18 protein-coding genes and 1 pseudogene are annotated in these 24,951 nt (G+C 56.4%); 7 read left to right on the top strand and 12 right to left on the bottom strand.

Going from position 1 to position 24,951, the window contains the following annotated elements; all coding sequences use genetic code 11:
• Positions 1-1,151: 1,151 nt before the first annotated feature.
• Positions 1,152-2,588: a recombinase family protein gene (locus tag HLG82_RS08140; protein WP_193327784.1), complete on the top strand. Its 1,437-nt coding sequence runs from the start codon at positions 1,152-1,154 to the stop codon at positions 2,586-2,588.
• A complete protein-coding gene (locus tag HLG82_RS08145) occupies positions 2,589-4,190 on the top strand; it encodes a recombinase family protein (RefSeq protein WP_193326350.1) in 1,602 nt (533 codons plus the stop codon).
• A 704-nt stretch (positions 4,191-4,894) separates the two neighbouring features.
• Here the strand turns inward: HLG82_RS08145 and HLG82_RS08150 are convergent.
• The 3 genes from HLG82_RS08150 to HLG82_RS08160 form a co-directional block, all read right to left on the bottom strand.
• Positions 4,895-7,813, bottom strand: a complete 2,919-nt coding sequence (locus HLG82_RS08150) for a restriction endonuclease (RefSeq protein ID WP_255313872.1) — start codon at positions 7,811-7,813, stop codon at positions 4,895-4,897.
• A gap of 313 nt (positions 7,814-8,126) precedes the next feature.
• Complete coding sequence (locus HLG82_RS08155; protein WP_193326351.1) at positions 8,127-8,756, bottom strand: hypothetical protein; 630 nt, start codon at positions 8,754-8,756, stop codon at positions 8,127-8,129.
• A 34-nt stretch (positions 8,757-8,790) separates the two neighbouring features.
• Entirely contained in the window at positions 8,791-9,855 is a 1,065-nt protein-coding gene (locus HLG82_RS08160) for a ParA family protein (RefSeq protein ID WP_193326352.1), read from the bottom strand.
• 417 nt (positions 9,856-10,272) lie between these two features.
• Here HLG82_RS08160 and HLG82_RS08165 point away from each other — a divergent pair, with 417 nt between their 5' ends.
• Both HLG82_RS08165 and relB read left to right on the top strand, forming a co-directional pair.
• Positions 10,273-11,205, top strand: a complete 933-nt coding sequence (locus HLG82_RS08165; RefSeq protein ID WP_193326353.1) for a restriction endonuclease — start codon at positions 10,273-10,275, stop codon at positions 11,203-11,205.
• A 152-nt stretch (positions 11,206-11,357) separates the two neighbouring features.
• A pseudogene (gene relB / locus HLG82_RS08170) lies at positions 11,358-11,549 on the top strand (type II toxin-antitoxin system RelB family antitoxin); the annotation flags it as partial.
• Between the two features lie 128 nt (positions 11,550-11,677).
• Here relB and HLG82_RS08175 read toward each other — a convergent pair.
• The 5 genes from HLG82_RS08175 to HLG82_RS08195 form a co-directional block, all read right to left on the bottom strand.
• Positions 11,678-12,976: a Fic family protein gene (locus HLG82_RS08175; RefSeq protein WP_193326354.1), complete on the bottom strand. Its 1,299-nt coding sequence runs from the start codon at positions 12,974-12,976 to the stop codon at positions 11,678-11,680.
• 244 nt (positions 12,977-13,220) lie between these two features.
• Entirely contained in the window at positions 13,221-14,273 is a 1,053-nt protein-coding gene (locus HLG82_RS08180) for a homing endonuclease associated repeat-containing protein (protein ID WP_193326355.1), read from the bottom strand.
• Between the two features lie 110 nt (positions 14,274-14,383).
• Positions 14,384-15,283 (bottom strand): hypothetical protein, encoded by a 900-nt coding sequence (locus HLG82_RS08185; RefSeq protein WP_193326356.1) that lies wholly within the window; start codon positions 15,281-15,283, stop codon positions 14,384-14,386.
• A gap of 165 nt (positions 15,284-15,448) precedes the next feature.
• The gene (locus HLG82_RS08190) at positions 15,449-16,861 is read right to left on the bottom strand and encodes an NAD(P)/FAD-dependent oxidoreductase (RefSeq protein WP_193326357.1); all 1,413 of its coding nucleotides are present in this window, start codon (positions 16,859-16,861) and stop codon (positions 15,449-15,451) included.
• A 135-nt stretch (positions 16,862-16,996) separates the two neighbouring features.
• Positions 16,997-18,433 carry a sulfatase-like hydrolase/transferase gene (locus HLG82_RS08195; protein WP_193326358.1) on the bottom strand — a complete coding sequence of 479 codons (1,437 nt, stop codon included), beginning with the start codon at positions 18,431-18,433 and terminating at the stop codon, positions 16,997-16,999.
• A gap of 75 nt (positions 18,434-18,508) precedes the next feature.
• Between HLG82_RS08195 and HLG82_RS08200 the strand changes: the two genes are divergently transcribed.
• Complete coding sequence (locus tag HLG82_RS08200; RefSeq protein ID WP_193326359.1) at positions 18,509-19,507, top strand: LacI family DNA-binding transcriptional regulator; 999 nt, start codon at positions 18,509-18,511, stop codon at positions 19,505-19,507.
• Between the two features lie 12 nt (positions 19,508-19,519).
• On the opposite strand, the gene HLG82_RS08205 is transcribed toward HLG82_RS08200, so the two are convergent.
• On the bottom strand, positions 19,520-20,884 hold the full coding sequence (locus HLG82_RS08205; protein ID WP_193326360.1) for an MFS transporter: 1,365 nt from the start codon (positions 20,882-20,884) through the stop codon (positions 19,520-19,522).
• Positions 20,885-21,057: 173 nt separating this feature from the next.
• On the opposite strand from HLG82_RS08205, the gene HLG82_RS08210 reads away from it, so the two are divergent.
• Together HLG82_RS08210 and HLG82_RS08215 are read left to right on the top strand one after the other, a co-directional pair.
• On the top strand, positions 21,058-22,314 hold the full coding sequence (locus tag HLG82_RS08210) for an anaerobic sulfatase maturase (RefSeq protein ID WP_193326361.1): 1,257 nt from the start codon (positions 21,058-21,060) through the stop codon (positions 22,312-22,314).
• 1 nt (position 22,315) lies between these two features.
• A complete protein-coding gene (locus tag HLG82_RS08215) occupies positions 22,316-23,062 on the top strand; it encodes a sulfite exporter TauE/SafE family protein (RefSeq protein WP_193326362.1) in 747 nt (248 codons plus the stop codon).
• Positions 23,063-23,134: 72 nt separating this feature from the next.
• Here the strand turns inward: HLG82_RS08215 and HLG82_RS08220 are convergent, their stop codons facing one another.
• The 3 genes from HLG82_RS08220 to HLG82_RS08230 are packed head-to-tail and all read right to left on the bottom strand — an operon-like array spanning position 23,135 to position 24,944.
• Positions 23,135-23,515 carry an ABC transporter permease gene (locus tag HLG82_RS08220; RefSeq protein WP_255313873.1) on the bottom strand — a complete coding sequence of 127 codons (381 nt, stop codon included), beginning with the start codon at positions 23,513-23,515 and terminating at the stop codon, positions 23,135-23,137.
• Positions 23,512-23,895, bottom strand: coding sequence for an ABC transporter permease family protein (locus HLG82_RS08225; protein WP_193326364.1), 384 nt, complete (start codon positions 23,893-23,895; stop codon positions 23,512-23,514). Before HLG82_RS08225 ends, HLG82_RS08220 begins: the two co-directional genes overlap by 4 nt.
• A gap of 5 nt (positions 23,896-23,900) precedes the next feature.
• Positions 23,901-24,944, bottom strand: a complete 1,044-nt coding sequence (locus HLG82_RS08230) for an ABC transporter substrate-binding protein (protein WP_193326365.1) — start codon at positions 24,942-24,944, stop codon at positions 23,901-23,903.
• Positions 24,945-24,951 lie beyond the last annotated feature (7 nt).

Genomic DNA, 24,951 nt, shown 5'->3' on the forward strand with positions numbered 1-24,951 from the left:
GGCCCCGTCATCACCCCCTTGTTGGGTGGTGGCGGGGCCTTTTCTGCGTTTACAGGCCGATTCGCTATCGCAGATGCTCGAAGGGGTCGATCACTGAGTGCACACCACAATCCGGGCAGATAAACGCGACGCGGATCCCCTCACTCTTTCCCGCAATGAATGGGTCAGGTATGCAGTCGGAGCCGCACTCTGAGCAGGTTCGATAAGACTGGCCACCAAGAAACAGCGGCAAATTCAAATCTTCGTTCGTCCTCATCACCCACCCCGGATAAGGCGGTTCGAAAGCCGATCTGGACTTTTCGCAAGGAAGCGCACCAGCCACCCAACGACTCTTCACCGCATTGTGAATAGAACATCAGAATATCTGTCCCGACCGCATTTACGCACCAACTCTGACCTCAATGCGCGATAGCGGCGGGAAGAGTTTTGTGTTCGCTGTCCGGTTACGGGTGCTGCGAGCGGCGTATGGGCGACCACGTTTCGTCCACTTGCGAGGAGCTCGTTCGCGATGGCTTTGAACCAGACTGATCGCCGCCACATCCAGACGATGCGCGCTGCCGGGGTTGCGTACTCCCGAATTGCTGCGCACCTGGACCTGAACGCTAACAGCGTCAAAACTTACTGTCTTCGACATAACATCACCGCCGACCCGGATATTGAGCAGGTCCAGGACCCAGTAGGGGTGTGGTGTTTGCACTGCTGCGACCCAATCGAGCTGCGGGCCGGATCGAAGTTTTGCTCCACACCTTGCCACCGGGCTTGGTGGGCCACCCATCGCACCGTTGTCACTGAAGAGGTGGTGTGCGCGAACTGTCACCAACAGGTCACCGTCGCTCGCACAGGCCAGACGAAGCGCAAGTACTGCTGCCATCCGTGCTTTATCCAGCACCGCTTCCGCACCCGAGGTGGAAAGCGGTGAACCTCGCTGCTGAACTACGCGCGCACCACCAACTTGAGGACATCAAAAACCTTCTGGGACGCGGCCTCCTCACCCCAGAGGAAGCCATAACGGTATGTGCTCAACTAGAGCAGACAGATGCGCCACTTGCCGGGCTTCAAAGAGCCTGTTTCGTTGACTATCTGGAGGGTTTGAGTGATGTATGGATACAACCTGAAAACCCGGTCTGACTAGGAGAAACACCGTGAAGAGAATGGAGCAAATCACCCCGCCACCGACCAATACTTCTCAGGTCGTGAACGTGGCAGCCTATGCCCGGATCAGCGCAGAAACCGAACGCACACCGCTAAGCCTGTCCAGCCAAGTCTCGTACTACCAGCAGCTCATCTGCGGCACTCCCGGTTGGGCGTTCGCCGGGGTCTTCGCTGACTCTGGCATCTCTGGAACCACGACGAACCGTCCCCAGTTCCAAGAACTCCTTGCTCTGGCGCGGGCAGGCAAGATCAACCTGATCTTGACCAAGTCCATCTCAAGGTTCGCCCGCAACACCGTTGACCTGCTCGAAACCGTCCGGGAGCTCAAAGAACTCGGAGTGGAGGTGCGGTTCGAAAAGGAGAACATCTCCTCAACCAGTGCCGACGGGGAGCTGATGCTCACCCTGCTCGCCTCGTTCGCGCAGGCAGAATCAGAACAGATCAGCCAAAACGTGAAGTGGCGGGTCTGGACAGGCTTCGAGGAAGGCAAGGCCAACGGCTTCCACCTATATGGCTACACCGACTCAGCTGACGGCACCGACGTGCAGATCATTGAAGACGAGGCCGAGGTGGTGCGCTGGATATTCGCCCAATACATGGACAAGGTCTCGTGCGAGAAGATGGCCGCCCAACTCATCACCGAAGGCCGGGTCCCGCACCTGGCCGACAACAAACTGCCCGGCGAATGGGTACGCCACCTCCTGAAGAATCCCGCCTACACCGGCGACCTGCTTCTGGGCCGGTGGTCTACGCCTGAGGGTAGGCCCGGCCGCGCGGTGCGCAACACGGGTCAACTACCGCAGTATCTGGTAAAAAACGCGATCCCCGCGATCATTGACCATGCCACCTTCGACGCCGTCCAAACCGAGATCGCCCGACGCAGAGAACTCGGAGCGAAGGCGAACTGGGCGATCAACACGGTCACGCTCACGTCAAAGATCAGGTGTGTGGCCTGCGACAGATCGTTCGTGCGGGCAAAGCGCAACCCGCGCACCCAACACAACATCACCACCGAGCGCTGGATATGTACCAACCGCAGAAGTGGACGAGCCAACAGTTGTGGCACCCGCGAACTCTCAGACACCGCACTCAAGAAGGTCATTGCTGAGGTCCTGGGGATCGACTCCTTCGACGACGATGTTGTGGCTGAGCGGCTAGACCACATCGATGTGGAAGGCAAAGACCGTCTCACCTTCCACCTCACGGACGGCACGACGTGCGTACGTATCTGGGATCCCCAGCTGAAGAAGAACTCGTGGACCCCCGCTAAGAAAGCCGCCTGGGGTGAACTCGTGCGTGCCCGCTGGGCCGAAGCCAAAAGGCTCGGGTTGGACAACCCCCGGCAAGCACCAACACCACCCGAAGCGTTAGCCAAATACAGAGCGGTGGCTGCCGCCGAAGCCGCGCGTCTACGTGCCGAGCGAGGCGAACGCTAAATGGCCCGCACAGTCACCGCGATCCCCGCCACCCGTGCCCTGCACACCGGCACCCCGCTCGGGCAAACAATTGTGCGCAGGGTCGCCGGGTATGCCCGCGTGTCGACCGACCATGACGATCAGCTGACTTCCTACGAAGCCCAAGTCGACTACTACACCCGCTACATCACCGAGCACGCAGGCTGGCAACTGGTCCAGGTCTACACCGACGAAGGCATCACCGGCACCTCCACCAAACACCGTGCCGGTTTCCAACAGATGGTCGCCGACGCGCTCAACGGCCAGATCGACCTGATCATCACCAAGAGCGTCTCCCGCTTCGCCCGCAACACCGTTGACTCGCTCACCACAGTGAGGGCACTCAAAGACAAAGGAGTGGAGGTCTACTTCGAGAAGGAAGGGATCTGGACCTTCGATGCCAAAGGCGAACTCCTCATCACGATCATGAGTTCGCTGGCACAGGAAGAAGCCCGTTCCATCTCCGAGAACGTCACCTGGGGGCACCGTAAACGCTTCGCCGACGGGAAAGTCACCATCCCGTACTCCCGGTTCCTCGGCTACGACAAAGGCGAGGACGGAAACCTGGTCATCAACACCGAGCAAGCCAAGCTCGTGCGCCGCATCTACAACATGTACTTAGGCGGCATGTCCATCGGCGCAATCGCCCGCACCCTCACGGATGAACCGAACACGTACACCGCAGCAGGCAACAAAACCTGGCACTACCAATCGGTACGCTCAATCCTCACCAACGAGAAATACAAGGGCGACGCCCTCCTGCAAAAGTCCTATGTTGCTGACTTCCTGACAAAGAAGCAGGTCATCAACCAAGGCGAGGTGCCCCAGTACTACGTCACCGCCAGCCACGAAGCGATCATCAGCCCAGCAGTGTGGGACTTCGTCCAAGCCGAACTGGCCAAAGGCGCCACGAATCAGCGGACGCAGCACCGAACCCGCCCGTTCTCATCCACCTTCGAGTGCGGCCAGTGCGGGCACTTCTTTGGCTCGAAAACCTGGCATGCAGGCAGCAAATACGAAAAGGTCATCTGGCGCTGCGGCCACAAATACAAAGGCGACACCAAGTGCGCCACCGGCCACATCGACGATGGACGCCTCAAGGACATGTTCGTCGAGGCCATCTGCCTCCGCTTCGGGTCACCAGCCGACGCCACCGTCAACCACGCCGTGCTAGACGCGCTCGATACCAGTGACCTCGAAGTCGAAGCTGCCGGACTGATCGCTCAGATCGACCAGGTAGCAAAGAAACTCGAATCACTGATCGCCCGCAACGCACGCGTCGCCCAAGACCAACAGGCCTACGAGAAGATATTCAACGCCGCCCACCAACAACACCAAACCCTGTTAGCTGAGCACGCCGCCGTGGTCGCCGAGATCCAAAACAAGCACAACCGGCTTGCCGCCTACCGCTACTACCAACAGGAAACCGCCCAGCTCAACGTCGATCAGCTGCTCTTCAGCCCCTACCTCTGCGTCACCCTCCTCGACAAAGGCACCGTCAGCACCGACGGCGCCGTGACTTTCCAGTTCCGCGACGGATCTTGCCAGGAGATTCCAGTGACATGCAGCTTCGGGCAACCGTGAGGGAAAAATCACCTAGAACGTAAGCGCTCGTACCATCTTTTTAATGCGCTGAAAACACCGCAGTTAGTTGCTTCATCAACATGAGGGGTAATGCTAACCGTTGCGCTTGAGGAATCACCGTCATGCGGGTCGTCGACCGCACAGCGTGATGAAAGTTTGATAAGTCTGTCCACATATGCAGAATTGCGATCTCGAACGGCGTCACTCACTACATTCAGCTTGGCTCGGGCTTCGCAGGGCAAGACATCATGCACAGGCGAATCATCCGGTTCGAGGGTCGCACAAAGAAGCGGAGATTCGACCGGTAACATTAGGTCCTTATTCGCAGACCAACAGTTCCACAGTCGGTGACGCCCGTTCTCCAGATATGGAGGATCACCGCAAGGACAGACACCATGCTTAAACCAGCGGTTCACAATCTCTTTTTCTGCCTCCGAAAGACTCCCGCAGGTAACAGTAACCTCCGCCCAGTCTGGATCGTCAGGGTCTTCTCTGTACTCGCCTGTAACCAGTCGATTTCCAATGTCTTGAACAATCGAGCCAACTCCGGCCCAGTTCACGCTGTGCTTGTCCGCGTGACGGGGGTTATCAAGCTGATCCGCTAGATCAGGGTCCTGTGTGAGCTCTGGAAAGCACTCTGGATCAGCGAGCCAGTAGAATTGCGGAAACCGAACAAATATCGACGTCATAAGTCAATGAACCAATCAAACCGCTAAAACGAGGTTCGCGCGCGTTTGTATCCGTTGTGGCATGAAAGTTTCGATAATCGCCACGCCGTCGTCGGCAAGGCTCTTGCCGAAGTGGCGTTGCATAACTGCCTCAGCGGAATGAAGGATGTAGTCCACCACCTCCACCGGGGTAAAGACGATACCGAGACGGTCTTGCATCCGTGAGAACGCCTTCGTAAAGAACTTGTCGTAAAGCGTACGCATGATGTCCTGCTTGCCCGCAAGGTTATCGATGCCACGGATCTTCTCCGTCATCGTCTCATAGAACGCAGCCAGCGGCTCACGTTCCTTCTCAAACACCGTATATGCGGCCAGGCGGTCAACGATTCCCTGCATCGCGATGCTCACCGGGTTTTGCGCAGTGAACTCTTGATCCGGGAACATCGCGTCAAATAGCGGTTTGGTAATCAGATGCTGAGCCAGCATCTCCACCGCCTGAGCCGCGTCAATCGCAGGATTAAGGGTGGCCTGCAGGGACTCAACGAACACCTTAAACGCATCCTGATTCTCAGGCTCCTCCAAAAGGTTCTCGATCAAGTTAATGTAACGCGAAGCGATATCCGCAATATCCGCACTCCAGTCATCCCAATACTCACGCGTACCGACCTTCTTCACGATCTTCGCATAAACAGCGTCCTTCCAATCAGCAGCCGGGAAGATGAACGTGCCCTGAGTCGTTGTTCCTTGATCTGGAGCACTACCCGAATCTTCGTCGCCAGGAGCCGAGCCATCGAACATCCCCGATGCTGGAGTGCCAGAAAGATCCACCACGTCCACCAAGATGTTCTCCGGGCGAGCGTTGTTGTACTCGATCGAATTAATCGTGTTGTCAAATCGCTCATCATGAGCACGGATCGCCTGAAGAACCTGCCAGACCACCTTGAAACGCTCGTTATCGTTCAGCGCCTCTTCAGGGGCAATACCCGCAGGAACCGCAACGGGCAAGATAATGTATCCAAATTCCTTACCCTCTGCCTTACGCATCACACGGCCCACGGCTTGGATTACATCCACCTGGGAATTACGCGGATTCAAGAACAATACGGCGTCGAGAGTCGGAACATCGACGCCCTCAGAAAGACACCTAGCGTTGGTGAGAATGCGGCAGACCGGATGCTCCTTCCCCGGCTCATCCTTAAGCCAATCCAGAGCCTCACCACGCTCGATAGCATTCATCGAGCCATCCACATGCTCGCACTGAACCTCGAGATTATCGGTCTCGTCATCGTTGGTGAGATCCTGCAGATGCACACGCACCAGCTCAGGGAACTCCTGGGAAATCTGCTTAGAGGCATTAATATCCTTGGCAAAAGCCACCGCACGCTTCATCGGCACAGCATCGCTACTGTACGTCGCATCGCTGTAAGGATTGCGACGCTTCGACAGCGCGTTCCAACAGCCCACCAGCTTGCCGACGTCATTCAACTTCAGCTCTCCATACGCCTGCCCCTCGGTCAGCTGGAACTGCTTTGCGATCTGCTCTTCGGGAACCGCCAACACAACGACCTTGTAGTCGGTCAGCAGTCCCTGGCTCACGGCCGCGCCGAACCCAAGCCGGTGGAACTCCGGGCCATACACTTCGACGTCGTCCATCGAAGTCAGAACAGCTTCGCGTTCCTTCGCCAGATTCTTCACGTTCGGCTGGTAAATCCGTGGAGTCGCCGTCATGTACAGGCGCTTATCAGCACGCACATACGAATTGTCATGAACACGGGTAAATACCGACTCGTCCTCATCAGCCAGTTTCACGCCCGTCGTTCGATGGGCTTCATCGCAAATGATCAGATCGAAATCTTGCCAATCATCACCAGACATCTCCTGAGCCTGATGCACAATATCAATACTCTGATAGGTGCAGAACACTACCTGCAACCCGGCGTCAAACTTGGCACGTGCAAGAGAATCGGCAAGCTTCTGCGCATCGGTAGTCGGCGGCGTCTTCAAATCCACCACGGAGAAATCGGCCAAATCCTGGCGCTCAGCACGCTTCCTGTTAACCTTCGTATCCGAGCACACACTCCACGCATCAAAAGAAATAGACGCTTCCGTGCTCCACTCCTGAAGAGTCTGGCTCATAAGCGCAAGCGAAGGCACCATGAACATCATGCGCAACGAGCCGCCGTTCTGCTCCGCCAGCTTCTCAGCCAACTTCAGAGAAGTAAAAGTCTTTCCAGTACCGCAAGCCATCACCAACATTCCGCGATCATGAGAAGCAAAGCCCTCCATCACATCACGAATCGCGTTAACCTGATGCGTTCGCAGCATCTTGCGAGCCTGCTTTTCGGGAGCCACTTGCGGCGCTTCGAGATCGTAGCTGCTCCAGTCGATATCAGAGTTGCGCAAATCCGTGAGGCCAATGCGACTCACCGGAAGGTGCTGGCCTCGAACCGCCTCTTCAGCATTCGCGCCCCACGGAGCCCCCGTCGTCTCCACAAAAATACGACGTTTGAATGGAGCCTTGCCCGATTCTGAGAGGAAAGAATCCACGTGAGCCTTTTGAATCGACGTACCCGAGGCGTAAAACTTGCACTGAATCGCAACCGCCGGCGTATCAGCCTTCACGACGCCATCTGCTGGCATGTCATCGTGCTCGATCGCCACCAGATCAATCCCCGTATCAGGGCGACCAGCTAGGCCACCCTCAACCCAATCACGCCAGAACAACACCTGCGCAAACTGCGCCTTCATCTGAGCATCGTTACTCAAATACGTACGAACCAGCTGCTCAAACAGATTGCCCTTGGCACGCTCAGAATCACTCATCTGACGCAGCTGCACCAGTAGCTCATCAAAAGCACCCGCACTACGTGCCGTTTCCCGCTGCGAATCCAGGGACATTCCGTTCAACTCGTCAGTTGCTTTTTCTTCCGAGAAAGCGCCTTGGTTCTTATCCAATGTCCCATCCTTACAAGCGTAGGTTCACGTCGATGTGATCGAATTTGGCGATTAATACATGATGATTATTTGCCTGGATAAACAGTATCAAAGCAGGCGGACGCCGGCTGTGAAAGCGGAGTAACGTATCTGGACTCGCTTCCCAAGGTGACCTAGTGGAACGAGACCCGCCTACACCAAGCCCTAGGGTACCGCACACCGCTCGAGATCGAGAACGACTACTGGCACATCACCGACGCATCAGAGAAAATGAAAACCAGGGCAAACGCCTAGGAAGCAAACTCGGGACACTTCAACCCGGACTTGACACTATTCAGGCCTTCTCCAACAAACTAATAGTAGATTCGACGATCCTTTCACATCCTCGCGATAGATCATACGAATAATCCGAAAAGGAACCTACAATAGCTCGAACACTTTCCGTGTCATCGGATACTCCCAAAATTGTATCAATGCTTCCAGCTCGGTGAACGATAATGTGCCGAGCGGTCGCAAGTGTCCCTAACGCTTGTTTGAACGCCTCCCGTTCTTCCGCAATCGGAATAAGATCTTTCATCTTTGGCAAGGCAAGTTCCGCGAGCTTCCGGGTAATATCCTCATACGACTGAAAATTGTCCCGTTCTAGGTCCTTTGACAAAGATGCTAGGCCCAATCCCTCCATATAAGGAAACACGAAACTAGAGTTTCTCGAATCTAGAAAACAGGAGACTGTCGCAACGGAGACCTTCGCCTTAACCTTACCGGATATAGCGATATTACCCTGAAGATAACCCGCTGCGATTTCGAAGAAATAGTTCTTGAAAAACTCATCTGTAGCGGCGACTAGGAACATCACCGAGCTACGCTGAATATCGGCTATCGCTTCCGCGGAAAATGGAAGTGGCCCCAGAGCTACGTCACCAATCTGAGCAAGTTCCGAAGCTCTATTCAGAACTGATTTCATCCTCTCGAGTCGCCAACGCAAGCGTGTTGCACGATCAGTAGTTAGCACTTGCTTCCTTGACAATTCCCACCACGGTATTAGCGAAATCGGTGAATATTCTATCGAAATTATGGATGTTATTTAGTTGGCTAGATGCCGCGGCACCGGAGGTGGTCAAATCACTTTCTTTAAGCTCGAAGACAGGCTTATGTGCCTGTTGCGAGGAAGCGATCAGCGAATTGAAATCTGGAATTTCAGCCAACCGATAGTCACTCACATACTCCGCCTGAATAGCTGGATCTAAGGTGAGTCCGCACTCTCTCATTCGCGGGATGAATGTATTTTCCGTGGTGTCGAGCAGCATGTTGAAATACTGCTCAAACATCTGGGTTGGCACTCCGTTTCTCGGCCGATACCTTTGTATTACACTTCCGAGGTATTTAGGGGTGCGCGGTTCAAACTTATAGACCAGATCACTGTCAGAAAACATCTGAAGCGCCTGGATCTTTTGTGACCAGTTAACCCAGCCAGGAATTGCTTCCGATAGGCTCTCCAGCGCCATTACTGAGAAGATATCGGGAAACATCGGAACTATAAAATAATCCGAATTGAGAAAATTCACCTGATTGAGCGCGCCAAGGCTCGGGCTCATATCGATGAGGATAAAATCTGCGTCGTATTTTTCAAATATTAATTCATAGAGCGCCCCAAAACTTCCCGGAACATTTTGCATTGCAGGCAACATAGATCCCATATTTAACGCGGTAGCCAGTTGAGTTTCGACTTCGGCCAACTTGATACTCCCCGGCAAAAGGAGCAGTTTCGGATTTGAAGCTACCCTTTGAAGCTCAGGTGCACGTAATTTAGATCCAGTACTTTTCAAGGCAGGAAGAAGCGAATCGTAAAGATTACTCTGTGCATAATTTTGGTACGCCTGATTGTGAGTGCCATTATCTTCAACGTCAAGCGCAAGCCCACTCAAATTACATTGTGGATCCGCATCGACAAGCACCACTGTGTATCCCAGCGAAGAAAGTTTCCAACCCAGATTAAAGCACGTAGTTGTTTTACTAACCCCACCCTTGTTATTAAAAAATGCGATAATAGACTTGTACCCCATAAGTGCACTTACCCCTCTCGAAGTTTTTCAATTTCTAGCGCTTTACCTGCTTACTCAGAGGATACCCTGAGCCAGCAGGGGCCGTATATCGAATCGGGCAATCTCTCGTTCAAGTCTTCAAATCCGATAGAATTCACCTTAGTTAGTTTCACGAAAATTTAGTGCTCCAGATTGCTTTACTAGCCGTTTGCTTCAGTTTCCATTATTTCTGTTGCGGCGATAGTCAAGTTGGAGAGCTGAATATCACCTAATCGGTTGCCCTTTATGCCTACAGCACACAAAATCGACTGTCCTCTTATTCTGCGTGGCTAAGCGGGAGCGCCTTCAACCCCGCCCCCGGGCAGGCGACGTGCTAGTTTGGAAGGCAGTCCCGCGCGTTCACCCGCCCTACACTCCAGCAGATCAACGAGGATTTCCATGCCCACCGACCTGACACCCACCATCGACCAGTTCCGGACCGCCACCCTCGGCGTCCTGGCAGACGGCCAGGAGCGTTCCGTAGCCGAGATCGTCGAGCTCGTCGCTGAGCACATGCGCCTCTCCGATGAGGCCCTCGCCGAACTCGTCCCGTCGGGCCAGCCACGATACGCCAACCGCATCAACTGGGCGCTGTCTTCCTTCGTCAAGGCCGCGCTCGTCGAGCGTCCCCGACGCGGCCACTACCGCATCACCGACGATGGCCGTTCCGTCGCCCGTCGTGGGCTCTCCTCCTACTCCGAACGAGACATGCTCGAGTGGCCCGAATGGCGCGCTTACCAAGAGGAGATCAAAGCCCGCAAAGAGACACCGGACGTCACGGCGCAAGGTGGCGACGGCGTCGTCGACCCGATCGAAACCATGCTCGACGCCGAACGCTCCTTCAACGCCCAAACCGAAACCGACCTGCGCCGGCGATTGCAAAACGCTGACCCGGCGTTCTTCGAACGAGCGGTCGTGGACCTGCTGTGGGCCATGGGATACGGCGGAACCCACGGCGAAAAGCAACGCGTGGGCAAGTCCGGGGACGGTGGTATCGACGGCGTCATCAGGCAAGACGCACTCGGACTGAGCAACATCTACATCCAGGCCAAACGCTACGCGGACACGAACAAGGTCGGCGACCCGGAAATCCGCAACTTCATCGGCGCGCTCGACACCCGCGGGGCAAACCTCGGTGTCTTCATCACCACCTCCACCTTCCAGCCGCGCGCAATCAAGACCGCCGCCGGCTACCGGCACGGCAAAATCGTCCTCATCGACGGGATCAAGCTGACCGAGCTGATGCTCGCCTATGGGGTCGGGGTGCAGAAAGCCCACGAATTCACCCTCTACGAGATGGACGAAGACTTCTTCAGTGACGAGCTCGGGTAGGCGGCGCTGGAGAGCTTATTCATGCATCACCAGCGCCCGCTCAGCGAAGAACTGTAGCGCAATCTCGACAGCCACCAGGCTCCGCATTACGATTGTATTACAGAGCGAGGAGGTCACCCACGCCGACAATCAGCCTGTGAGTTCCCGAAGACGAGCTCGCCCTCTTTAAGTTATTCGCGAAACACACCAACACAAGCGTGTCCGAGATGATTCGACAAACGGTCATCGAGCGCATCGAAAACGAATACGATCTTTGCGTGTTTGCAGAATATGAGGACCAAAAGAAATCAGGCCACTTCAAGACGCGCCCGATCAACGAGCTATGGGACGAACTTGGGCTATGACCTATGAGATCCATACAACTCACCATTTTGACAAAGCATTCAAGAAACTAGCCCCACAAACACAGCTGATCATCAAGGTCTGGATCACGAAAAATCTGGCCTGACGCCAAGACCTCCCAGGGCCATCATCACCGAGTACCGAAGGGACGCTCTGGAACCGGACGATTCGGCGGACTCACGCGCGTGTCAAACCTCGTAGATGCGAGAGCCCGCTCAGCATGCGTCACCAAATCGAGCACGTCCTGGGCAATGTAGGCCTGCGTGCCACGGGCAATACTGCGCGTGCTCATGACACCCGCTTCCTTGAGCTGGGTGAGCGCATCCGAGGCTTTTTGGGGTGACATCCCGTGAATCTGACTCGCCGTCTTGATCGTCAGAACAGGGGATCCGGCAAGGCGCTGCAGAATCTGCGCCACCGCCGAGTCGGAGCGAAGCCTACGGGTGTAGCCGTGCGCCTCACGGTAAGAGTCCAGCTGCTCGTTCCACTGCCGGCGCAGCTGCCGGATGTCCTCACGGAGTTCCTCAGCCTGCGTCACCGCATGGTCAACGGCAGTCGCGAAAAGCTCAATCCACGCATTGATTGCGTGGGCGTTCTCCGGCGTCGTGCCATTGCCCTCGAACCGGAGGGCGTTGAGCGCCTGCACATACGTATCCCGGAATGTTGAGAGCACCAAACTCACCGGCAACACGCGGCTCGGAGTGAGGCCACGCCGGGTGAGGACCGTGTGGATGAGAGCACGCCCGACCCTTCCGTTACCGTCGGTGAACGGATGGATCGATTCAAATTGAGCATGAACCAACGCCGCCTGGATCAACGGCCCATGCGTTGCGCCATTGAGATAAGTCAGTAGATCCTCGAGCAACTCCGGCACACGATCCGGGGAAGGCGGCACATAGTCGGCACCTATCGGATGGTAATTGGAGGTGCCCACCCAGTTTTGAACGGTACGGATTCCGATCGAAGGGTTATCGGAGCCTAGAAGCGCAGTCTGAAGGCCGACGAGGTCGCTCGCCGTTACAACGTCAGCCTGCGCAAGCCTTTGGGATGACTCACGGACCACCGTCATGTTTCGGGCGACGAGCTTTGCGGCGTCAGAAATACCGCGAACATCCTCCGCCTCCCCGATCTCGGCAAGCGCAACCTGCTTTGCGGCGGGGAGAATCCCTTCGATCTGCGAAGAAGCAATGGCCTCAGAGCGCAGTAGGAAACGGGACAGGTCCTCGAGTTCCGCGACTCCCTCCGTCGCAATGAGGTTTTGTACTCGGCGTTCGACAGCCGCAAGATGGGCGCTCAGCTTAGGATCAAGCTGGAATTGCAAGGTAGTAAGGAAGTCCGGGATATAGATGCTGTACTCACCACCCCGCCGATTCGCACGCCCAGGAAGGCTCAGGTTCGCCTCCCACAATCCCGTCACATACGTTCCCACCTTGCACCTCCTTTAAGGAATAACCGTTCACACAAGCAAAAACTTATCACCTTTAACCGCTAAAGATGAATAGCTTCAGACGAGCGGAACGGATAACCCTTATACGTCCCGGCTCCCTCAGCTGTTCGGCCTGCGGGTCGCGAGATGCCAACACCGCACCTTGAATAAAGTCGCAAAAGAAGACAGTCAAACACTCGCAGAAGCGACATCGATTCTCACGAGCGAAGCCACCGCCGAGTATGAGCTATCCGCCCGGCAGAATAGTCGCACGCTTCTTAGCCTCGTCAGCCATTTTCCTCGCTTGTTTAGTTGTCAATGGAATGCCAGCCTCAATAAGCAGGTCATTCCACTTCTTCCCAGAAATTCTCGTCAATTTCGCGGAGCGTGGTTTCTCAGTTGCTTGCGACCACTCGTCGTATCTAACGGTAGTAAGAGGCACCCCAAGCTCTTCACATGCTTCGCGTAGAACGTCAACGGGAATAATGTGGTCATGCCGGCCGTCACGGCTGGTTACCAATTCTCTCCAGTCACGCAGCCGTTGCACATCGGCAGCCCAGCGCATCCCATATTTTGTTTGCCTACCTGCCAAAACCGCTAAGCCCGTCTCAACCATGTCAGACCATCGCACGAGAAGCCGATTCCGCACAGTGGCAGGTGACGGCCTATACACGTCTGCCGTTACCCATTCGCTAAAGTCCGCGAATGTGTAGTCCGATTCGGCCCTGCGTAGATACTCGATCACGCACGCCCAACAATCTCGATCCGTATAGAGCCGGTCCCGGACGATGTCCTCAACGTCATCAATCCCGGCCTCGCGAAGCGCATTGTTCCACGTTCCAAAGCGAATCATGAGAGGCTGCCGGGTTGGGCCACCTTGATTCGTCGACCATCGTTCAAATTCTGCACTGACTGTTGAACCGGTCTCTTCATGGAATTGCCTGAGCAAACTGAGGAGCTCGGCATCGGAATATCCCTGTGGCTCTGCTTTTCTTTCGCTTGGATGGAATTTATGGCGCACACCTAGCCTCTTGCGGATGATGGCGATCGGCAGATTGAAAAGCACCTCGGCCCGCTCGATGGCGATGCCGATGTTCTGCGTGGACCACTTTTCAAGAGCATCAATTTCACACAATTCACGCCACGTGGCATAGTACGTTTTCTCTGTTGCCAACGCGCTCCTAATATCCGCTGTCGGCACCGGCGATTGTTTGTTGATGATTTGCCGGGCTCGTTCCCGGGTTACGCCTAGTTGCTCCCCCACTTCTTCTAGTGTCGCTCCGTTGGCATAGAGGATCACGGCATGATCATCCCGTGTGAGAACGGGTGATGTACCAGCCGATCCGCTGCGTAACCGTGCGAGGAGCTTTTCGGCTTCTTCGATTGGTTCACCGCTATGGTGAAGGGCTTCTAGGATCTGTTCACGTGAAATAACGTCGGGCCGGATTTCGAAGGGTGTCCGACTACTTGCGTTAAGACCGCCAGGTGCGTGGTCCTCGGTCTCCCAGCGTCAGTTCTAGCCTGCCGAAACTCGTGAACCAATTCCTCCCATGTGGATTGTGTGCGAGCCTCGAGTTGGCCCGCTGAAGCTATCCATCGACCGGCTGCCCACTCGTCGAAGAGTTCGCGGTTCGACAGGTCGCTCAGATCCATCTCTGCGTGCACAAGGATGTCTTCAAGCTCATGGGGAATAGGCCGCGGAAGATCCGGGAATTTTTCTGAGGCGATCTCCCTCGGAGTTTTCTTCTTCGGCTCGTAGCCATTGTTACTTGCTGTGAAGGGGCGGCGAGCCACGCCGGGGGCGCTAATTATTCCCGACTCGGTAGCCAACTGTGCAGCCTTAGCAAGGCCAGAAACTTTCGCAAGACGCGAGGCAACGACCGGCCGAGTATTGCCATTTGGCACATTGGATTGGTGGGCAGGATGCAATTCTTTACGTACACCAAGTAGCGCTCGAACTTGCGATTCCGGCAGGTTCAGAGCATGTGCCGCATTCGCAATCGGCTGCCCTTCATTCTGTTTTGACCACTCGTGCACTCTTCGACGGTTGACCTCAAGGAGGCGATCACTGGCTTCCTGTTCGACGTCGCGAATCGCATCATTAACTTCGAAAACTTTGCATGGCAAATGATGTTCTAGCACATGCAGGATTTCGTCTTCAGACATGGAATACTGATCGGCGAGCTGGTCGAGGAACACCCCACTAGCAAAACCCGCAATTAATGCACGGATGTGCTCTGGAGTATCAGGAAGAAGCAGTTCACCGGAAACTAAACCTGCAAGCAGATCCTTGCTTTCGTCGATCCCCACCGCGCTGCCTCCCACCATCATCTAGCTATCCGCTGGCGACCCTCTCAACATATCGAATCTCTCCGATATTTTTCGCGCATTCCGGCTATACGATTCCTAGGAGTCGCAACGCATTTTCAAGATTCCTTCTCGATCAGGCAGTCTGTCGACGACGCTAAATGGTCACTACCGCGTTGCCTCGCCCTCAGCACCCTTCGCGCCAGCGCCAGCTCCGCCGACGTTCTCGCCAACGATGCCCTCGCCGGCGACGAGCTTTCCAGACGAGCCGCTGCCGAGTTGCTCGAGGGCGAGCCTGCCCACGAGCTGCTGGTTCGTCGTCGTGCGCTCGGAACGGGCGTTCGACATGAAGGAGGTGAACCAGCTCAGGAGCGTACCCACTTGGCTCTTGAAGCCCACGATGTACAGCAGGTGCAGGAAGCACCACGACAGCCAGGCGAAGAACCCGGTGAACTCCAGCTTGCCCATCTTCACCACGGCCTTGAAGCGGGCAATCGTGGCCATGGAGCCCTTGTCACGGTAGACGAACTTGGTGGGCGCTGCCGCGTTGCCCGAGTCACTCAGGCGCGCCGAAATCACCCGCGCCGCGAACTTCGCCGACTGGATAGCCCCTTGTGCGACGCCGGGGACGCCCGGCACGCTCATCATGTCGCCGAGCACGAAGATCTCCGGATGTCCGGCCACCGTCAAATCGTCTTCGACGACGACGCGCCCGGCGCGGTCAAGCTCCACCCCGGTCTGCTTGGCGAGCGTCTGGCTCAGCTCGCTCGCCTGCACCCCGGCCGCCCACACCTTGCAGGCCACTTTGATGGTGGTGACCTTACCATCTTTATTCTTCATGGTGAGAGTGTCTTTATCCAGGTGGGTGACGAACGTATTCATGACGACGTCGATCCCCAGCCCCTCAAGCTCGGCACGAGTCTTGTTGCCCAACTTCGGGCCAAATGCCGGCAGCGGGTACTCGGCGCCGTCGATCAGGATCACGCGGGCTTCGGCCGGATCGATATTGCGGAATTCGTGGCGGAGCGTCTGTGAGGCCAGCTCACGAATCTGCCCTGCCATCTCGACGCCGGTGGGTCCGGCACCGACAACCGCAAAGGTAAGTAGCTTGGCCCGCTCCTCGGGATCGGTTTCGTTCTCGGCCTTTTCGAAGACGTCAAAGATGCGGGCGCGGATCTCCAGGGCGTCGTCGATACTCTTCATACCGGGCGCGAACACGGCGTAGTGATCGTTGCCGAAATACGACTGACCGGCGCCGGCGGCTAGGATCAGCGTGTCATACGGCGTCTCGTAGTTGGTGTTGTGGTTGCGCCAGAGCACCTTGCGCTGTTCGACGTCGATGTCCTCCACGAGCCCCAAGCGCACCTGAACATTCTTCTGGCGCTGGAGAATCTCGCGCGTGGTGGGCGCGATGTCACCTTCGGACAGGATGCCGGTGGCCACCTGGTAGAGCAGTGGTTGGAACAGGTGATGGCTGGTCTTGGCGATCAGAGTTATGCTGACATCCGCCTTTTTCAACTGTTGCGCCACTTTCAGGCCTGCAAATCCGGAACCTACAATCACCACGCGATGCTGAGCCACGCCCACCCCTTCTCTAATTACGACACGTCATTGTATTCAAAATAGCGGCCGAGATGAGGGAACGTGATGAGCTTCCCACGCGGCTTTTTCTAGAGCGGCCCACGCAACACAAGGACGGGGCCATACGCGCGATAATCACTTCTGTCCGTCGCCTACCTTATGTGAGTCGTCACCATCGAGCGATTCTTCTTCAAACACATAAAGGCGCGAATCAGCGTACCCCGTGCGAGGAGGATGGACCTGACCACGACCTCGCACATCACGATGGTAGGCCCGATTCACCTCAGTCTCGTGGTCAGCGAACCATTGCGTGAGTCGCTCGGCGAGGCACGCTTGGATGGCGCTGTATTCTGGCGTATCTGCAACGTTATGGCGTTCTTCAGGGTCGATGCTAAAGTCGTAAAGCTCACGGGGCCCATCGAATCGATCAACATATTTATAGTCCCCGTAGCGGATCATGCGCCCACCACCATACTCGTCAAACACCATGACGGGATCCGTACTTTCCACAGACTCCCCACGCACAAGGGCCGCTACTGACCCGGCCGCCCGCAATGGATCCTCAGGTGCGCTTACCCCTGCAAGATCGCAGACGGTTTCAAAGAATGAGCATGCCGATACATGTTGAGGCACGTCGCGACGCTCGGACTGCTGAGGAAGATGCACGATGCACGGTACCCGTACCGAATTTTCCCAAAAATTGAGCGGATAGGTGCCGTTTCCCTTCCCCCAAAGTCCATGCTGGCCACAGCTAAATCCGTTGTCTGACATATAGATAAACACGGTATTATTTGCCGCCTCGTGGGCAACGAGGGCATCGTTAATCTGTCCGACTGCACGATCGACGCCGGTCAACGACGCCGCGTAGCCGCGCAAGCTGGGAACTGGGTCAGCGAAGGCATCGGCAAAGTCGTTATATGTCTTGGTCCACGGGTGGGGAGTTTCACGCGGGATCGATGGGAAATCCGTGTCTTTGTAGAGGTCGATAAGCTCTTGCGGATGGTTGTCGATCCATGGCGAATGCGGGGCAGTAAAGTTGACGAGTAGGAAAAATGGTTTAGTTTTATCGCGCGTTGCTAGGAAGTCACAGGCGCGATCTGCAACGGCATAGGTGAAGTATTTTGGCTCACTTGCCTCGTGACCATTTTCGTCCCAAATCGGGGCTTCATAGTAGGGGCCGCCACCGTAACGATGCGCATACCAGTAATCGAACCCTGCGGCCGGTTGCTTCGATGTGCCCACATGCCACTTGCCCACCATCGCACATGAATAGCCATGATCCTGGAGTACTTCTGGCAAAGTCACGACGTCGGAGAGGAAGTTTTCTTCACGATCATCGGGGTGTCGCCCTCCAACTAGCCAATCGTGGATGCCGTGGGCTGACGGCATCCGACCGGTCAAAAGGGAACCACGGGCCGGCGAGCATACGGGTGAAGCGCAGTAGTAGTTTTCAAAGACCGTTGACTGGGACGACAGGGCATCAAGATGCGGGGTTCGAAGCTCTGGCCAGTGTTCGCTCGTCGCCCATGGCCCTTGATCGTCGGTTACTACGACCACAAAGTTGATTGTCATTGCTATATCCTGATTTTTCCTTGTCTACCATCTATTTAAGGGGGTGTTCACCCGCGCGAAAGAGAGGTTGGCCCAATGCCGCGAGCTACCAGAAAAGATGTCGCAAAACTTGCGGGAGTGTCCGTAGCCACAGTTTCTCATATCCTCAATGGGCGCGGTGAAGAGCTGGGGTTCTCACCTGATACTGCCCTGCGCGTGAAAGCCGCAGCCAAACAAGTGGGCTATATTGCCCACCCTTCGGCGCGCAACTTTCGCTACCAAAAGAGCCAAGTTATTGCTCTGTTTACCACTGAGGTGCCTTCTTCTCTCAAGCTTCCTGTTTTTAATGAGCTGCTCACCGTCGTCATCGATCGAGCGCTTCGGGCTGGGTACTTTGTTTTACCGGTTCCGATCACTGCTGACCCCTACGAGACGATGGAGTCCACGTTGCGCGAGGTGCATCTTGCTGGTGCCATCATCCGCGACGATCTTGCGTTAAGAAATGCTGCTCCTTTACTCGAACTTAATGAAATACCGTCGGTGTGGATTAATACTGGTCTCTCAGCTCCGCCTTCGCCCGATCTGACGACGATCGTTATAGATGAAAAGCCTGGAGTTGCACAAGTGATTGCTGCGATAAAGCCTGATGGATTGCGGCAAGTGATCGTCCGCGGGCCTGGCAAAGCTTCTGGGCGATCTGAAGAGTTTTTCCGCCACTTTCCACAGGCACAAGAGGTGGTGTTGCCTGGCTGGCTGTATCGCGATGGCTACGATGCCGGCGAGCATGTGCTCAGCTTGAATCCGAACCTCATTTTCGCCACGAACGACTACATTGCCCACGGCCTGCTCCAGTTCTTCCGCGAGCGCGGTATTGATATCACCCCGCATTTCCAACTTTTTGGTTTTGGCGACGCCGAACAGGATCCGACGCCGCCGCACCAACTCACGACTGTCACCTGGCCGTTGCCTGAGGCCGCGGCCTTGGCTGCTGATGTTCTTATTGAGCATCTAAAAGATGGCAAGCCACTGGTGAAGGGTGTGCAACGTATCTTGCCAACTACCGCACGGTTACGCGAGACGACGGTCAGCCGATAGGCTGACGGTCATTTATTTCGCGGCGACGATTTCACCTTCGGAGACGTCTTCTAGGTTTTCAGCGGTTGAGGCAAGCCAGGGGTTTGCCCAAACCAAGATGAACATCAATAGGTAAACGATTGCAAATGGTGCAATCGCATAGTAGCCGTATTGAGCGACGAGCACCGGCACAAGGAACGAGACTGTTGCCGACATGATGCGTGCCATCGACTGGGTGAATCCGGCGCCGAAGCCGCGCAGTTCGGTGGGGTATGCTTCTACGGACCAGACGAGCGCGAGCATTCCCGGGCCGAAGTAGGTGGTAAAGCTCCATACGACGAAGGCACCGAAAAGGACGACGTTCGTCATAGATCCGAAGAGTCCGAGTGTCGCCGCTGCAGCCGTGAGGATGAGGGCGGTGATCATGCCGAGAGTGCGGCGATTGACTCGATCGATGAAGAATGCGCCGATGAAAAGGGCGAGGAAGGCCACGACATTTGCGAGCAAGGAAATCGTCAGATTTGATGATGCTGGCACGCCAGCCTGTTCGAAGATGACTGGGCCGAGGAAAGACACAACGGGGCCTGCGGTGGAGTTAAGCATGAAGAATGCGGTACACACAAGTACTCGGCGGCGCGCGTCCCCCTTGAAGAGCTTGCGGTATTCGCGGTTCGTCTTCGGCTTTGGCTGGGCTTGAGACATTTCCTCTTCAAGCCCGAGTGCGCGGATGATTGTCCATGCCTTTTCAATTTGCCCATTTTGAATCAACCATCGCGGAGATTCGGGAAGGCGCTTGCGCAAGACAAGTACGATTGCTGCGGGTACGGCGGCAAAAGCGAACATGGCTCGCCAGATCCAATCGTGGTGGTCTACCGGAACCAACCAGTATAGGAACATTGCGAGGATAATGGCGAACATCGCTCCCAGTACCATCATCATGTTGAGCAAAGAACCAGTGATTCTTCCTCGCCGAGCCTTCGGAGCGATTTCTGCCAAGTATGCCGCAGATGTGGACAGGTCCATTCCGATTGCGACGCCGATGAGGAAGCGAAGCGCCCAGAGCATCCACACCTGGGTGATTGCTGCTGCGAGCAGGGCGGTGATGATGAAGATCCACAGGTTAAAGGCGAAGACTTTCTTCCTGCCAATGCGGTCCGACAGATCGCCGAAGACGATTAGACCCACCGCCGTGCCGAGGAAGGAGATGGCCACGAGCAGGCCCTTGTCCCCTGGCGTGAGGGCAAACGACGAGGACAGGAAGACCATCGCCACGCCGATCACGGCAAGATCATAACCATCAATAAACTCCCCGAACGCTATCAGCGTTGACGAGTGCTTTTTTACGAATCGTGCATCTTTTTCTGAGATTTCTCCAGATGCGAGACTTCGTGATCCCATTCGAACTCCCCTTTGAGTGAATTGTAGATGTGAGCTATCATCTCAACCAGAACATTATCACGTGATAATAAGTCTACCAAACATTTCCCTTAAAATTGATTGACCACGAATCCCGTGCGTAAAGCTGAGTGAAAACAAAGGGCAAGTGACGGAGAGCAGGTGACAGGGCACCAATGAACACCGAACCAGTGCGCCACATACCGCTCTCCGTCGTCACAAAACCAACAGGTTCGTCCTGCAACCTCGATTGCGCCTACTGCTTTTTCTTGTCAAAAGAACTCTTATACAGTCCAGACAAGCAGACCATGAGCGAAGAAGCGCTTGAGAACTTCATACGCAACTTCCTTGCTGCAAGCCCAGACGGCCCGGTCACCCTCCTGTGGCAAGGTGGGGAACCGACGCTTCGCGGGCTACCCTTCTTCGAGCGAGCAGTCGAGCTTGGCAAGCAATACCGGCGCCCCACCCAAAACGTCACGCACGCGATTCAAACAAACGGAACACTCATCAGCCCAGAGTGGGCACAATTCTTCGCAAAAAACAGATTCCTCGTAGGCGTTTCCATCGACGGGCCCTCCTTCCTTCACGACGCCTACCGCACCAACCGTGCAGGACGCGGCACCCACGCTCAAGTAATCCGCGGCTGGGCACACCTACAAAACGCCGGCGTGGATACGAATGTCCTGTGTACGGTACACGCCACCAACCAAGACCACCCCCTGCAGGTTTACCGCTATTTCAGGGATAATCTCCACGCGCGCTTCATTCAATTCATTCCCATCGTCGAACGGGTCTCCCAAGAGCACCTACGCGCAGTTGAAAAAGGCTGGAACGCAAAGACCGGAATAATTTATCGGCAACACGGTACAGCAGTAACGAGTCGTAGCGTGACCCCAGAAAAGTACGGCGCTTTCCTCTCAACCATTTTCGACGAATGGATAAAGCGCGACGTCGGCGACGTCTTCGTCCAAGACTTCGACTCGGCCCTAACGGCTCTCTTTTCACAAGCAACCGTCTGCGTGCACGCGCCAGAATGTGGCAACAACCTCGCACTGGAATTCAACGGCGATGTCTACGCTTGCGACCACTGGGTCGAGCCAGAGTGGAAACTGGGCAACATTTGCGAAACAGGCTTTACGGAATTAGTGGCAGGAGAAACGATGCGGCAGTTTTCACGCAAGAAACGCACAGAACTGCCCCACGCATGTCACAAATGCCCGGTCCTTCGCCTGTGTAACGGCGGATGCCCGAAGGATCGATTCATCGACACAGGAAACGATGCACCGCAAAACTACCTGTGCTCCGGATACCAACAGTTTTATACACACATTGCACCAGACCTCATCGCGATGGGTAGGCTCTTACAGCTCGGAAAAAGCGCCCACCTGATGCGGGACCCACATATACGCACAAAAATGCGCCCTAAGGATTGACATGATCTTCGCAAGTTTGATAGGTATCACCGTCGGGGTCATCGTGGGTGTTCTCGGCGCCGGCGGCGGAATCCTTGCCGTCCCCATCTTGGTCCACCTCCTCGGCCAATCCCCTCATAGTGCCACAGCGGAATCACTGGTTATCGTCGGGCTCACCGCGCTCATCGCGATGGCAAGCAGATGGCATTCAATTCAGTTCAAAGAAGGCTTCATTTTCGCCTTTGGCGCCATAGCAGGAGCAGTCATCGGCTCGCGCATCAGCCCGCTTGTCGATGGACGAATTTTGCTCATCCTTTTCTCACTGTTGCTTTTCTGCATCGGTGCAACAATGCTCGTCAAAGCTCTACGCAGCCGTGACACTCAAGAACAGCCCTCTCCAGAGCGAAAACCACTACACACCATCATTCTCGCTGCTCTCGGCACCGGCCTCTTAACTGGTTTCTTTGGAGTAGGCGGCGGCTTCGTCGTCGTGCCCGCCCTTATCTTCGTCCTGGGAATGCCTATTCGCTTCGCTTCAGCCACTTCCCTACTTGTCATGGCATTGACAGCGCTAAGCGGGCTCATTGCACGCATCGGTACCGATGTACCGATCGATTGGAACGTAACCCTTGCCTTCGCAATCGCTTCCATGCTTGGTGGTCTTCTCGGCGGACCAATATCTAAAAAAATGCCGGCAAAAGCCCTTTCCCTTGCTTTTGTTTCTTTGCTCCTATGCGTCGCCGCATTTACTGCGATCATGACCTTCTAGCGAGGCAAGCGTAGTGTGCCGTCAACCATTAAACCCCAAATAAGCTTGGTGTTCCCAGGTGGCGCCTAATACTCAAGTCGCCTGGCGCCTACCCAGATGCCCGCACCGCTCCCGCAACGGCCCCAGGATCGCCAGTTCGCCGCAAAAGGTGACACCGGCAAGAACAAGCGCATAGGCAAAAACGTGGGGTGTCTCAATGTTGATCTGAGCCAGGCGCAAGCCCGCGCCCATCCCGGAGGCCGTTGCCAGGAGCTCGGCCATCACCGCCACGCGCACGGACTGCCCCAGCGCGACGGTCGCGGCCGTCACCACGGACGGCGCGATGGCCGGCAGGAGCAGGTGGACGAGGCGCGTACGACGAGAAAAACGGTACAGATGAGCCATTTCGACAAGATCGGGGTCAAGTGCGCGAACAGCGTCGCGCGTGGCGGCACTAATGAGCGGAAGCGTCACGAGGCAAACAACGAGAACGACGCTGGAGCCATTCGCGCCGGCCACACCATCGCCAGAATCACAAACACCACCGCCGGCGTGGAGAGCAAGAATTGGAAGAGCGGGAGCGTGAACCAGTTGACGCGCGCCCACTTTCCGCTGGCGATCCCCCACCCGACCCCAACCGCGAGCGCGAGCGCCAAGCCGAGGCCGGCACGCGTGAGGGTGAGGGCGAGCTCGCCCCACACGCGTGGGTCGCCGACGAGTTCCGCCACCGCCCGCCCGGTGGCCCACGGGCTGGGCAACACGTATTCCAGTTGGGTCGCGGAGATTGCCCACCACAGCCCGACCATCGTCGCTCCCCCGGCGAGCACCCAGCCGGTGGCCCTCCTTCCCGGCACCGGCTCTACTTCCCGGCGTAGAACTTATCGTCGGGCAGCTGCCCGCCGTAGATCTTCGGGTTGATGGTTCCGAGGTTCTTGAGCAGTTTCTCGACGTCGGCCCGGGCCTGCCGCGCCGGCACGGCGTCGAGCTGCAGGCGGGGAATGACCTGCTCAACGACCGGCTTCGGCAGCGAGTAGTGCGTAGCGATCGCCCCGAGAGTCGCCTCGTCCTTCGCGTTGGCCTTCTCGACCCCGCGCTGGAGCTCGCGCACAACCCGCTCGACGAGGTCCGGCCTTTCATCGACGAGCTTGCCCGGCATGACCAGGCCCGCCATGGGGAAGCGCTCCACGCCGTCGTTGTGCTTGCCCCATTCTTTCTGCAGGTCGAGGACGCGCTGGAGCTCGCGGCCGTTCTCGGCGGCCTTCTTGAGGGCGAGCGTCATCGCATGCTCGGGCAAAACCGCCCAGTCCACCTCACCCTTGACCAGCATCTGCACGAGTTGGGCGCCGTCTTGAACGGGGACGAACTCGATGTCCTTCTCCTTATCCAGGCCGTTCGCCTTCAGCAGGTAGGAGAAGATCAGGTCGGGAGAGTTCCCAGGCAACGCCACGCCGATCTTCTGCCCGCGCAACGACTCCCAGCTACCCGGTTCGGCGTCGGCAGGCCCAGCAACATACAAAAGACCCCACACCATGGGCGCAACCAGCCGCACGTCCACCCCCTTGTTGTACAGGTTCGCGGCCACGTACGTGGGCGCCGCCGCAAGATCGACCTCGCCGCTGGCGACAAGGGATTTCAGCTGCTCGATACCCTCCCAGTTGCTGAGCGTCACTTTCCCGACGCCGTCATCCAGACTTCCCTGCTGCCCGAAGGCCACCATGGGCGCACCAAACGCCATCGTCTTCGGTATCGCCACGCGAAAATTCTCGATGATGGCGCGCTCCGATGAGGGCGGAGCTCCCGTGACGGTAGCGGCCGCACCGGCGTCGTTCGCTGGGGAGCAACCACCGAGGACGGCGAGGCTCGCAGTGAGGAGTGCGGCGAGGAGGGTCGTGGCTTTGCGCATGTGTTCT

Origin of the sequence: Trueperella pecoris, from assembly GCF_014926385.1 — a bacterium.
In the GTDB taxonomy this organism is placed as follows: domain Bacteria; phylum Actinomycetota; class Actinomycetes; order Actinomycetales; family Actinomycetaceae; genus Trueperella; species Trueperella pecoris.